The organism is Streptococcus jiangnanensis, from assembly GCF_040888325.1.
GTDB lineage: Bacteria > Bacillota > Bacilli > Lactobacillales > Streptococcaceae > Streptococcus > Streptococcus jiangnanensis.
Genome location: NZ_JBFNFF010000003.1, coordinates 181299 through 194450, shown reverse-complemented (window position 1 = coordinate 194450; position 13152 = coordinate 181299). Strand labels below are relative to the sequence as shown.

The 13152-nt window shown below is 39.4% G+C and carries 13 protein-coding genes; 11 read left to right on the top strand and 2 right to left on the bottom strand.

Annotation, left to right across the window (positions count from 1 at the left end):
• Positions 1-326: 326 nt before the first annotated feature.
• The gene (locus tag AB2B49_RS05425; RefSeq protein WP_071850893.1) at positions 327-2153 is read right to left on the bottom strand and encodes a DUF262 domain-containing protein; all 1827 of its coding nucleotides are present in this window, start codon (positions 2151-2153) and stop codon (positions 327-329) included.
• Positions 2154-2437: 284 nt separating this feature from the next.
• Positions 2438-4000, bottom strand: a complete 1563-nt coding sequence (gene guaA / locus AB2B49_RS05420; protein ID WP_049505745.1) for a glutamine-hydrolyzing GMP synthase — start codon at positions 3998-4000, stop codon at positions 2438-2440.
• Positions 4001-4140: 140 nt separating this feature from the next.
• Here guaA and AB2B49_RS05415 point away from each other — a divergent pair, with 140 nt between their 5' ends.
• The 11 genes from AB2B49_RS05415 (at position 4141) to AB2B49_RS05365 (ending at position 13150) form a co-directional block, all read left to right on the top strand.
• A complete protein-coding gene (locus AB2B49_RS05415) occupies positions 4141-4839 on the top strand; it encodes a GntR family transcriptional regulator (protein WP_042902338.1) in 699 nt (232 codons plus the stop codon).
• Between the two features lie 136 nt (positions 4840-4975).
• Positions 4976-6262, top strand: a complete 1287-nt coding sequence (locus AB2B49_RS05410; RefSeq protein ID WP_000169101.1) for a peptidase U32 family protein — start codon at positions 4976-4978, stop codon at positions 6260-6262.
• Between the two features lie 14 nt (positions 6263-6276).
• Positions 6277-6588, top strand: a complete 312-nt coding sequence (locus tag AB2B49_RS05405; RefSeq protein ID WP_320691986.1) for a CHY zinc finger protein — start codon at positions 6277-6279, stop codon at positions 6586-6588.
• 230 nt (positions 6589-6818) lie between these two features.
• A complete protein-coding gene (locus AB2B49_RS05400; protein ID WP_001054556.1) occupies positions 6819-7019 on the top strand; it encodes a F0F1 ATP synthase subunit C in 201 nt (66 codons plus the stop codon).
• Between the two features lie 34 nt (positions 7020-7053).
• Entirely contained in the window at positions 7054-7770 is a 717-nt protein-coding gene (atpB, locus tag AB2B49_RS05395) for a F0F1 ATP synthase subunit A (protein WP_000392869.1), read from the top strand.
• A gap of 13 nt (positions 7771-7783) precedes the next feature.
• Entirely contained in the window at positions 7784-8278 is a 495-nt protein-coding gene (gene atpF / locus AB2B49_RS05390; RefSeq protein WP_000558544.1) for a F0F1 ATP synthase subunit B, read from the top strand.
• Positions 8278-8814, top strand: a complete 537-nt coding sequence (locus tag AB2B49_RS05385) for a F0F1 ATP synthase subunit delta (protein WP_000358982.1) — start codon at positions 8278-8280, stop codon at positions 8812-8814. Before atpF ends, AB2B49_RS05385 begins: the two co-directional genes overlap by 1 nt.
• A gap of 14 nt (positions 8815-8828) precedes the next feature.
• Entirely contained in the window at positions 8829-10334 is a 1506-nt protein-coding gene (gene atpA, locus AB2B49_RS05380; protein ID WP_320691985.1) for a F0F1 ATP synthase subunit alpha, read from the top strand.
• Between the two features lie 15 nt (positions 10335-10349).
• Positions 10350-11228, top strand: a complete 879-nt coding sequence (locus AB2B49_RS05375) for a F0F1 ATP synthase subunit gamma (RefSeq protein ID WP_000301228.1) — start codon at positions 10350-10352, stop codon at positions 11226-11228.
• Between the two features lie 85 nt (positions 11229-11313).
• Positions 11314-12720: a F0F1 ATP synthase subunit beta gene (gene atpD, locus AB2B49_RS05370; protein WP_000094372.1), complete on the top strand. Its 1407-nt coding sequence runs from the start codon at positions 11314-11316 to the stop codon at positions 12718-12720.
• Between the two features lie 10 nt (positions 12721-12730).
• Positions 12731-13150, top strand: coding sequence for a F0F1 ATP synthase subunit epsilon (locus AB2B49_RS05365; protein WP_000940836.1), 420 nt, complete (start codon positions 12731-12733; stop codon positions 13148-13150).
• Positions 13151-13152: the final 2 nt, after the last annotated feature.

Sequence of the window (13152 nt, the reverse complement as noted above, 5' to 3'; positions counted from 1 at the left end):
TTGGACTTATATTTATTATATTATAGCATGATTTTAAGGATTTAAAAAGAGAAGTAGGGGGGGGAGGGATTCCTACAACCTTGAAACCATCGAATTTCAAAATTGAAAAAAAGTCCTAGAAATCAACATTTCTAGGGCTTTTTAACTTATTAACTCTATTCCTGATTTTCTTATTCTATTGTTATTTCATCCAAAAGAGTTTAATTCATAAAGTTCAAGTTCTTTAGGCATTGGAAAATAACTGATTATGTTTCGTTTTTAGATTTTTAATCAATCTCAGTTCTAAACTTAGAAAAGAGATTTACCTAGTTGATTTCTATCTATGTTTACCAATTTTTAGTAATAAGACCATAAAGCTCTGTTCCAATATCTTTTGATCTTTCTTCAATAGAAATTTCTTTACTGTTAGAATATTTATTCATAAAATCTTTTACAAAATGATAATTGGATTCTTTATAAACAGATATCTTTTCCTTAAAATCATAGTTTTCACATTCTTCATTCAATTTTTTTTCTAAAATTAATAGATTTCCAATATTTAAAATAGATTTTCTATCCTCTTCACTTGACTCTGGAATAATATGTTCAATTGTTGCTGATACAGTATCGAAGCTTGTATTGTTTTGTTCTGATAATTTTTCCTCTATTTTGTAGATAGCATACTTAGTTATAGAATTTTTTCTCTTTTGAATGTTATCCATACCATTTGTTTTTGACGAATAATTTATTTGAACAAAATTAGATATAAATTTTTGATTATCTTCAGGTAGTAATTCTATAAAGCCTTGCTTTAATTTGTTAAATTCGTTTATTATTTGATTTTGATTTTCCGACTTATAAATTTCTCTTGCAACATTTCCATATTTATTCACTAATGCATTTGTTCTTTCTTTCATAATTCCATTGTAAATAAAATGGAACTCCTCTAGAAATCTAACCATTGATTTCATATTTTTGAAACTAAGTAGGCCAAAATTGTATCTATCAACAAGCGTAATAAGCAATACTTGTACTTGTTCGATATTTAACGTATTCTGTAGAAAATCTAAGGAGTTTATAAAATAATGTAGATCTTCTTTACCTACATTATTACCTTTTGAACTAGCACGAAAATAATCATGTTTTGGTTTTATTATACGTGCATAATTTTCTGAAGCTGTTTCTAACTCCTTCAAAAATGTCATATATTCCTTTTTATTAATATTCTTTTTGAACTTTTTATATAAGTCTCTATCCGTACTATATGTATATCTTGATAGCCAAAAATACCTATAGAATTTTTGTACAGAGATATACTCGCCGTCATTTCGGAGATTCATCTTTATTTTTGACCAAATGAGTTTTGCTTCATCAAGAGGAACAGTCTCATTCTGAACAGAAAAAATTTCATTCTTAATCAAATCCAAAGCTGACAGATGAAGCCCTTTTGAATTTATATTCTCAAATATGACATTTACATCATTTACATTTTCAGAAATAATGTAAACGAATGAGCTTCCTAAAAGCTGATCTCGCACTAGTTTCAATTTGTCTATTTTACTAAGATTAGAATTCTTGAAAATGGGTGCTGATAGATTTTCATCTTCTAGCTTTATTCTGAAAAAATCATGAGCTTCTTTAATAAGTCTTGCCTCTGTTGAGAGTTCTTTTTCTAAATCTTCTATATGGCTATAGTCAATTCTTGTATAATCATCTTTTTTCTGATCATCTTCGGGTTTAATACCTCTCATTTGAATTTTCTTTTGAAAGTATGGAGAAGCAGTGTCATTTTCCAAAACATTATAGAAATTCCCGTCATTATCCTGTGCAATTATATATTTCCATAACAATGTAGATAGGTTATCATCATAATTGTAAAGTATATCCGATAAAACAGATAAAAATATTGTGATTGTAGTAATTCTTTGTTGTCCATCAATAATTTCAATAGGCTGATTTGTTTTATCCATCTTTCCCACTAAAATTACAGTACCAAAAAAATACTCCTGTATTTCATAAATTCCTTTGTCTTCTTTTATGTTAGACACAATATCTGAATAGAAATCTTCTAATTGTTCTTTACCCCATGAATATTCTCTTTGATATCTGGGAATAATATACTTCTTATCAGTTAAAAAAGTTTGTAGCGGTATCGATTTTGCTTCAAAATTCATAAGTTGTCCTTTCTTTAGTTGAAATCTGATTATACATTACCATTTATTATCTCTCACCGTATTCAAGTGTTATATCTTATTCAAATGGAAATAATTTTATTCAGGTAAACAGCTACATGATTTTTTTCGGTTTTATTTTTACAATATAGGAGTATCATAAACATTCATAAAATTTCTAGCAAAATAGACTTGAATGAACTAATTACGAAAAGAAGTCTTATGAGCTATTATTTTTTACCATAGACGATTGTGAAAAGAGTCTTAGCTTAAGATACTCTTATACTCTATTCCCACTCAACGGTTGCGGGTGGTTTACTTGTAATGTCGTAGACGATACGGTTTACGTGATCCACTTCATTTACGATACGTACAGAAATTTTTTGAAGGACTTCCCATGGAATTTTGGCAAAGTCAGCTGTCATACCATCGATAGAAGTGATGGCACGAATGGCGATGGTGTAGTCATAAGTACGACCGTCACCCATAACACCGACTGAACGAACGCCTGTGTTGACAGTAAAATATTGCCAGATATCGCGGTCAAGACCAGCTTTAGCGATTTCTTCGCGAAGAATAGCATCAGACTCACGAACAGTTTCTAGTTTTTCTTCAGTGATTTCACCCATGACACGGATAGCGAGTCCTGGTCCTGGGAATGGTTGACGCCATACGATGTGGTCTGGCATGCCAAGTTCAGTACCGAGGGCACGGACTTCGTCTTTATAAAGAGTGTTCAATGGTTCAATCAATTCAAATTGCATATCTTCTGGAAGACCGCCAACATTGTGGTGTGATTTTATAGTTTGAGCAGTATCAGTTCCAGACTCAATCACGTCAGTGTATAGCGTTCCCTGAGCAAGGAATTTCACATCTTTTAGTTTGCTTGCTTCGTCATCAAATACATAAACAAACTCGTTACCGATGATTTTACGCTTTTGCTCAGGGTCAGAAACACCTGCAAGTTTATCAAGGAAGCGTTTTGCAGCGTCTGCTTTGACGATATTCAAACCAAACTTACCACCAAGCATGTCCATAACTTGGTCAGCCTCTCCCTTTCGGAGAAGACCGTGGTCTACAAAGATACAGATTAATTGATCACCAATCGCTTTCTGAAGAAGAACTCCAACAACAGAAGAGTCAACACCACCTGATAGGCCGAGAAGAACACGCTTGTCACCTACAGTTTCACGGATTTTCTTGATCTGCATATCGATAAAGTTGTCCATTGACCAGTCGCCTTTAGCCTGACAGATGTTAAGGGCAAAGTTGCGAAGGATATCATTCCCGTATACAGAATGGCGAACTTCTGGGTGGAATTGGATACCATAGATGTGCTTGTTAGGGTTTTCAATAGCTGCATAAGGACAGTCAGCAGAAGTTCCAGTACGAACGAAATCAGCTGGAATCTCTGTAACAGCATCGCCATGGCTCATCAAAACAATCTGTTCTTCAGGAGTCCCTTCAAAGAGGGCAGAAGTGGTATGGGTAAGTGGTGATTGGCCATACTCTCGGTTACCAGCATCACCTGCAGGGACAACTTTTCCACCAAGTTTATGAGTTAAAAGTTGCATACCGTAGCAGATTCCCAAAATTGGAATGCCAAGTTCAAAAATTTCTGGGTCAATATCAAATGAACCATCTTCGTATACAGAGTTTGGTCCACCAGAGAGGATGATCCCTACAGGGTTAATCGCACGAACCTCTGCAGCTGAGATTTTGTGACTTTTTAGCTCTGAAAAAACACCAATTTCACGAATACGGCGTGAAATCAGCTGGTTGTATTGGCTACCATAGTCCAGCACGATGATTTTTTCGACATCTTGCAAGTCAGTTGAAATGTTGCTCATCTTTTTCCTTTCTCAAAAGAAATATCTTTTTCAATATTCTATCACAAATAAGGGCTAATTACCAACTAAACAAGGCAAAGTTTGACTTTTTCTTAGCAAATACGGTACAATGGAGAAAATAAAGAAAAGAAGTGAGAATCATGTTACCAGCTTATATGAAAATCCACGATCAGATCAAGAAGGATATAGATGAGCATCATTGGAAAATCGGAGAGAGACTTCCAAGTGAGCGAGATTTAGCTGAACAGTTTCAAGTTAGCCGGATGACATTACGCCAAGCTATCTCTCTCTTGGTTGAGGAAGGAGTTTTGGAGCGTCGTGTAGGAAGTGGGACTTTTGTCTCTAGCACTCGTGTCCAAGAAAAAATGCGGGGAACGACTAGTTTTACGGAGATTGTCAAATCTCAAGGTAAAGTCCCTTCTAGTCAACTCATTTCTTACAGAAGAACCATCCCAAATGAGCAAGAGGTCGCAAAGCTAGGGATTGCTCCGACAGAGAATATTATCCGCATGGAACGGGTGCGTTACGCTGACCAAGTTCCGCTAGTCTATGAAGTCGCATCCATTCCTGAGAAATTTATCAAGGATTTCAAAAAAGAAGAAATCACTAGTCATTTCTTCCAAACCTTGCAGCAACATGGCTACCGGATTGGCAAATCCCAACAGACCATTTATGCGAGATTGGCTAAGGAAAAGATTGCTCACTATCTAGAAGTCGAAAAGGGTCATGCCATTTTAGCCTTGACTCAGGTCTCTTATCTTGAAGATGGGACGGCTTTCGAGTATGTAAAGAGTCAATACGTGGGCGAACGCTTTGAATTTTATCTTGAGAACAACTAGTCTAGAAAGGCTAGTTTTTTGTTTTAGAAAAGATTAGAATTGTCAAAACAATCTGTCTAGGCTTGATTTTATTGCTTATTTACTATAAAATGAGAAGGAAAAACGTCAAACTTTTATATTGCAAATAGGAGAAAAAATGACAAAAACATTAAAACGTCCTGAGGTTTTATCACCTGCAGGGACTTTAGAGAAGCTGAAAGTAGCTGTTCAATATGGTGCGGACGCAGTCTTCATCGGCGGACAGGCCTATGGTCTTCGTAGTCGTGCAGGAAACTTCACCTTTGAACAGATGGAAGAAGGCGTGCAGTTTGCTGCTAAGTACGGTGCCAAGGTCTATGTGGCTGCTAACATGGTTATGCACGAAGGAAATGAAGCTGGTGCTGGAGAATGGTTCCGTAAGTTGCGTGACATCGGGATTGCCGCAGTTATCGTGTCAGATCCAGCCTTGATTATGATTGCAGCAACTGAAGCACCTGGTCTTGAAATCCACCTTTCAACCCAAGCAAGTGCAACCAACTATGAAACTCTAGAGTTCTGGAAAGAACTTGGTCTAACTCGTGTGGTTTTGGCTCGTGAAGTTTCAATGGAAGAATTGGCGGAGATTCGCAAACGTACAGATGTTGAGATTGAGGCTTTTGTCCATGGAGCCATGTGTATTTCTTACTCAGGTCGCTGTACGTTATCAAACCACATGAGTATGCGTGATGCTAACCGCGGAGGCTGTTCTCAGTCTTGCCGTTGGAAATACGATCTTTACGACATGCCCTTTGGTCAAGAACGTAAAAGTCTGAAAGGTGAAATTCCAGAAGAATTTTCAATGTCAGCCGTCGACATGTCTATGATTGACCATATCCCAGATATGATCGAAAACGGTGTAGACAGTCTCAAGATTGAAGGTCGTATGAAATCCATCCACTATGTTTCAACTGTGACCAACTGTTACAAGGCGGCTGTAGATGCTTATCTCGAAAGTCCTGAGAAATTTGAAGCCATCAAACAAGACTTGGTGGACGAGATGTGGAAGGTTGCTCAGCGTGAACTGGCAACAGGTTTCTACTATGGTACACCTACAGAAAACGAACAGTTATTTGGCGCTCGTCGTAAAATTCCTGAATACAAGTTTGTCGCTGAAGTGGTTGCGTACGATGATGCGACTCAAACGGCAACCATTCGTCAACGGAATGTCATCAATGAAGGCGATCAAGTCGAGTTTTATGGACCAGGTTTCCGTCATTTTGAGACTTATATCGAAGACCTTCATGATGCCAAGGGCAATAAAATCGACCGTGCTCCAAATCCAATGGAACTTTTGACCATTAAGGTTCCACAACCTGTTCAAGCTGGGGACATGGTTCGCGCTCTCAAGGAAGGTCTTATCAATCTCTATAAAGAAGATGGAACCAGCGTCACAGTTCGTGCCTAGAGAAGGAAAAGTGAATGAATCAAGCACAAGGTTTGTTAGTTGATGATGAAGGCAGATGTGTTCATTATCATGGCGAAAAGGACATCGTTTCTCTTCAGTGCTATGAGTGTAAAAAATATTATGCTTGCTATCAGTGCCACAATGCTATAGAAACGCATGTTTTTTCGCCCTATCCTTTGGCGCTTTCTGAGGATCGACCGATTTTATGTGGGGTTTGTAAGAGGACAATGACTTTCCAAGAATACCAAAAACAGATGGCTTGTCCTTACTGCAGTGCTCCATTTAATCCAGGTTGTAAACAACACTATTCCTACTATTTGAAATAAACTGAAAAATACAAGTTTCAAACTTGTATTTTTCAGTTTATTTCAGAAAATATAGTAAAATCAAGAAAAACTCGCAATCTAAAATGGAAAAACTTTCTATAGAATGGTGTAAAAATAGCAAAAATAGAAATATATTATCTGAAACGCTTTCAACGTAAGTAAAAAGTTGACAAATCAAAATTTTAGGACTAAACTAAGTAAGTAAATTTTAAATAAAAGGAGAATTCATCATGAATTTAACATTTTTCGGTCTTTGTCTTGCCTGTATGGGTGTATCTCTTGCAGAAGGTATGTTGATGAACGGTTTGTTCAAATCAGCAGCTCGCCAACCAGACATCATCCCACAATTACGTAGCTTAATGATCATGGGGATTGCCTTTATTGAAGGAACGTTCTTGGTTACCCTCGTCTTTTCATTCGTCATCAAATAGACAAATGGAACGAGAAGAAAAGGGAGGATTCTAGATGGAAGAAAGTATCAATCCAACCATCAATATTGGTCCTGTTACCTTTGATTTAACCATGTTAGCCATGACCTTGTTGATTGTGGGAGTTGTTTTTGGCTTTATCTATTGGGCAAGTCGCAATATGACTTTGAAACCCAAAGGAAAGCAAAATGTACTTGAGTATTTCTATGACTTCGTTATTGGATTTACAGAACCTAACATTGGTAAAAGCTACATGAAAGACTACTCGCTCTTTTTCCTTTGTCTATTTCTATTTATGGTACTGGCAAATAACCTCGGTTTGATGGCGAAACTTCAAACTACAGATGGGACAAACCTTTGGACATCGCCAACTGCAAATCTCCAGTTTGACTTGGCCTTGTCATTTGGAATTATCCTGATGACCCATATTGAAGGGATTCGTCGCCGTGGGATTAAAAAATATCTAAAAGCCTATATCACACCTGGCTTTATGACTCCCATGAATATCTTAGAAGAGTTTACCAACTTTTTATCACTTGCCTTGCGGGTGTTCGGAAATATCTTTGCTGGAGAAGTGATGGCTAGTTTGCTAATCACTCTATCTCATCAAGCTCTATATTGGTATCCAGTTGCTTTTGGTGCTAACTTGGCTTGGACAGCCTTTTCTGTCTTTATTTCCTGCATCCAAGCCTATGTGTTTACCATGTTGTCTTCTATGTACTTAGGAAATAAGATAAATGATGGAGAAGAGTAGAAAGGAGTAACAGATGCACGTAACAGTAGGTGAATTAATTGGTAACTTTATTTTAATCGCTGGCTCTTTTATCCTTTTGATTGTCTTAGTTAAGAAATATGCGTGGTCAAACTTGACAAGTGTCTTCGAAGAAAGGGCAAATAAAATTGCTGCTGATATTGATGGAGCTGAACAAGCTCGTCAAAAAGCAGAAACTCTTGCTCAAAAACGTGAAGATGAATTGGCTGGAAGTCGCAACGAGGCCAAAACAATCATTGAAAATGCTAAAGAGACTGCAGAAAAGAGTAAAGCAGATATTCTGGCAGATGCTAAAGTAGAAGCAGGTCGCTTAAAAGAGAAGGCGAATCAAGAAATTGCTCAGAATAAAGCTGAGGCTTTGCAAAGTGTTAAGGGCGAGGTGGCAGATTTGACCGTTAGTCTCGCTGGTAAAATCATCTCAAAAAACCTTGACAGTCATGCTCATAAGGAACTCATTGATCAGTATATCGATCAGCTAGGAGAAGCCTAATGGACAAGAAAACAGCAAAGGTAATTGAAAAATACAGCATGCCTTTTGTCCAATTAGTGATTGAAAAAGGAGAAGAGGACCGGATTTTTTCAGACTTGGATCAAATCAAGCAAGTCGCAGAAGAAACGGGCTTACCTTCTTTTTTAGCTCAGGTGGCAGTTGATGAGTCTGATAAGGAAAAAACAGTTGGTTTCTTTCAAGACTCTGTCTCACCTTTAATGCAAAACTTTATTCAGGTTCTGATTTACAATCACAGAGCAAATCTTTTTTATGATATCATTGTTGATTGTTTGAATCGTCTTGAAAGAGAAACCAATCAGTTTATAGTCACGATTTCTTCAGCTCATCCTTTAACGGACGAGCAGAAGGAACGTTTGCTTCCCTTGATAGAGAAAAAAATGTCTCTGAAAGTACGGAGTATTAAAGAACAAATTGATGAAGGGCTCATTGGTGGTTTTGTCATTTTTGCTAATCACAAGACAATTGATGTGAGTATTAAACAACAACTTCGAGTTGTTAAAGAAAATTTGAAATAGAAAGTGGTGTTCTTTTGGCAATTAACGCACAAGAAATCAGCGCTTTAATTAAGCAACAAATTGAAAATTTCAAACCCAATTTTGATGTGTCTGAAACAGGTGTTGTAACCTATATCGGGGACGGAATTGCGCGTGCTCACGGTCTTGAAAATGCCATGAGTGGAGAGTTGTTGATCTTTGAAAACGGCTCTTATGGGATGGCGCAAAACTTGGAGTCTACAGACGTTGGGATTATCATTCTTGGAGACTTTACAGATATTCGTGAAGGTGATACCATTCGCCGTACAGGTAAAATCATGGAAGTACCTGTGGGGGACAGCCTAATCGGACGTGTTGTCGACCCACTTGGTCGTCCAGTTGATGGTCTTGGTGACATCCATACTGACAAAACTCGTCCAGTAGAAGCGCCAGCTCCTGGTGTTATGCAACGTAAGTCTGTATCAGAACCATTACAAACAGGTTTGAAAGCTATTGACGCCCTTGTACCGATTGGTCGTGGTCAACGTGAGTTGATTATCGGTGACCGTCAGACAGGGAAAACAACCATTGCGATTGATACGATCCTGAACCAAAAAGGTCAAAATATGATCTGTATCTACGTAGCGATTGGACAAAAAGAATCAACTGTCCGTACACAAGTAGAAACACTTCGCCAGTATGGTGCCTTGGACTACACAATCGTTGTGACAGCCTCTGCTTCACAACCATCTCCATTGCTCTTCCTAGCTCCTTATGCCGGAGTTGCTATGGCAGAAGAGTTTATGTACCAAGGCAAGCATGTTTTGATTGTTTATGATGATCTTTCAAAACAAGCGGTCGCTTATCGTGAGCTTTCCCTCTTGCTTCGTCGTCCACCAGGTCGTGAAGCCTTCCCAGGGGATGTTTTCTACCTTCACAGCCGTTTGCTTGAGCGCTCAGCTAAAGTTTCTGATGAGCTTGGTGGTGGATCTATTACAGCCCTACCATTTATCGAGACACAAGCAGGAGATATCTCTGCCTATATCGCAACCAACGTGATCTCTATCACTGACGGACAAATCTTCCTTGGTGATGGTCTCTTCAATGCGGGTATTCGTCCAGCCATTGATGCGGGTTCATCTGTATCCCGTGTAGGTGGTTCGGCACAGATTAAAGCCATGAAGAAAGTTGCTGGTACACTTCGTATCGACCTTGCTTCATACCGTGAGTTGGAAGCCTTCACTAAGTTTGGTTCTGACTTGGATGCAGCAACACAGGCTAAGTTAAACCGTGGACGTCGTACTGTGGAAGTATTGAAACAACCTGTCCATAAACCACTACCTGTTGAGAAACAAGTAACCATTCTCTATGCTTTGACACATGGTTTCTTGGATACGATTCCTGTAGATGACATTGTTCGTTTTGAGGAAGAGTTCCATACTTTCTTTGATGCTCATTATCCAGAGATTTTGGAAACCATTCGTGAAACAAAAGACTTGCCAGAAGAAGCAGTCTTGGATGCTGCGATTACAGAGTTTCTCAATCAATCCAGCTTCCAATAAGAATAGAGGTGTCAGATGGCAGTATCTCTAAATGATATTAAAACAAAAATCGCCTCAACCAAAAATACGAGTCAAATCACTAATGCCATGCAAATGGTATCGGCTGCCAAGTTAGGTCGCTCTGAAGAAGCAGCGCGCAACTTCCAAGTTTACGCTCAGAAAGTTCGTAAGCTTTTGACGGATATTCTGCATGGTAACGGATCTGGTGGTTCAACCAATCCGATGCTCATCAGTCGCCCAGTTAAGAAAACAGGCTATATCGTTATTACTTCAGACCGTGGCTTGGTTGGAGGTTATAATGCTTCCATCCTTAAAGCCGTTATGGAGTTGAAAGAAGAATACCATCCAGATGGTAAAGATTTTGAGATAATTTGTATCGGTGGTATGGGAGCTGATTTCTTTAAGGCTCGTGGTATTCAGCCAATCTATGAACTACGTGGCTTGGCAGATCAACCTAGTTTTGATGAAGTTCGTAAAATTATTTCAAAAACGATTGAGATGTACCAAAACGAACTTTTTGATGAATTGTACGTCTGCTACAACCATCATGTTAATACTCTTACAAGTCAAATGCGTGTGGAACAAATGCTTCCGATTGTTGACTTGGATCCAAATGAAGCGGATGAAGAGTATAGCTTGACCTTTGAGTTGGAAACGAGCCGTGATGAGATTCTAGAGCAGTTGTTGCCACAGTATGCCGAAAGTATGATTTACGGGGCTATTATCGATGCCAAGACAGCTGAAAATGCTGCAGGCATGACAGCCATGCAAACGGCGACCGATAATGCCAAAAAGGTCATCAATGATTTGACAATCCAGTATAACCGTGCTAGACAGGCGGCGATTACACAAGAAATTACAGAAATCGTAGCGGGGGCTAGTGCCTTAGAATAAGGCTTTGCCTCCCTCGTATCAAAATGAACTTAGGACCTAGTTGAGCTAGGAACCGACAGTATCTTATATAGAATAGGAGAAGGAGATGAGTTCAGGTAAAATTGCTCAGGTTATCGGACCAGTTGTAGACGTCTTGTTTGCAGCAGGGGAAACACTTCCTGAGATTAATAATGCACTTGTCGTCTACAAAAATGACGAAAGAAAAACAAAAATCGTCCTTGAAGTAGCCTTGGAGTTGGGTGATGGTATGGTCCGTACGATCGCCATGGAATCAACAGATGGTTTGACTCGTGGAATGGAAGTTTTGGACACAGGCCGTCCAATCTCTGTACCAGTAGGTAAAGAAACTTTGGGACGTGTCTTCAACGTTTTGGGAGATACCATTGACTTGGATGCTCCTTTCGCTGAGGACGCTGAGCGTCAGCCAATTCATAAGAAAGCTCCAACTTTTGATGAATTGTCTACCTCATCTGAAATCTTGGAAACAGGGATTAAGGTTATCGACCTTCTTGCCCCTTACCTTAAAGGTGGGAAAGTTGGACTCTTCGGTGGTGCCGGAGTTGGTAAAACTGTCTTGATCCAAGAATTGATTCACAACATTGCCCAAGAACATGGTGGTATTTCAGTATTTACCGGTGTTGGGGAACGTACTCGTGAAGGGAACGACCTTTACTGGGAAATGAAAGAATCAGGCGTTATCGAGAAAACAGCCATGGTATTTGGTCAGATGAATGAGCCACCAGGAGCACGTATGCGTGTTGCCCTTACTGGTTTGACAATCGCCGAATACTTCCGTGATGTAGAAGGCCAAGATGTGCTTCTTTTCATTGACAATATCTTCCGTTTCACTCAAGCTGGTTCAGAAGTATCTGCCCTTTTGGGTCGGATGCCTTCAGCCGTTGGTTACCAGCCAACACTTGCTACAGAAATGGGTCAATTGCAAGAGCGTATCACGTCAACTAAGAAGGGTTCTGTAACCTCTATCCAAGCCATCTATGTGCCTGCGGATGACTATACTGACCCGGCACCAGCAACAGCCTTCGCTCACTTGGATTCAACTACAAACTTGGAACGTAAGTTGGTACAGTTGGGTATTTACCCAGCCGTTGACCCTCTAGCTTCAAGCTCTCGTGCCTTGGCACCTGAGATTGTTGGTGAGGAGCACTATGCAGTTGCTGCTGAGGTTAAACGTGTCCTTCAACGTTACCATGAATTGCAAGATATCATTGCTATCCTTGGTATGGATGAACTTTCTGATGAAGAAAAGACTTTGGTTGCACGTGCCCGTCGTATCCAGTTCTTCTTGTCTCAAAACTTTAACGTTGCAGAACAATTTACTGGTCAACCTGGTTCTTATGTGCCAGTAGCGGAAACAGTTCGCGGCTTTAAGGAAATCCTGGAAGGAAAACATGACCAGCTACCAGAAGATGCCTTCCGTGGTGTCGGTTCAATCGAAGACGTCATTGCTAAGGCAGAGAAAATGGGATTTTAAGAGGTGATCTATGGCTCATTTAACTGTCCAGATCGTGACACCAGATGGCCTCGTCTATGATCACCATGCCAGCTTTGTATCGGTACGAACTCTGGATGGTGAGATGGGGATCTTGCCACGACATGAAAATATGATTGCGGTTCTAGCGGTTGATGAAGTGAAGGTAAAACGTATCGATGATGATACTCATGTGAACTGGATTGCAGTGAACGGAGGAATTATCGAGATTGCTAATGATATCATTACTATTGTAGCAGACTCAGCAGAGCGTGCTCGTGATATTGACATCAGTCGTGCAGAACGCGCGAAACTTCGCGCTGAACGAGAAATCGAAGAAGCTCATGACAAGCATTTGATTGACCAAGAGCGTCGTGCGAAAATCGCATTGCAGCGTGCTATCAACCGTATTAATGTTGGAAATAGACTATAAAA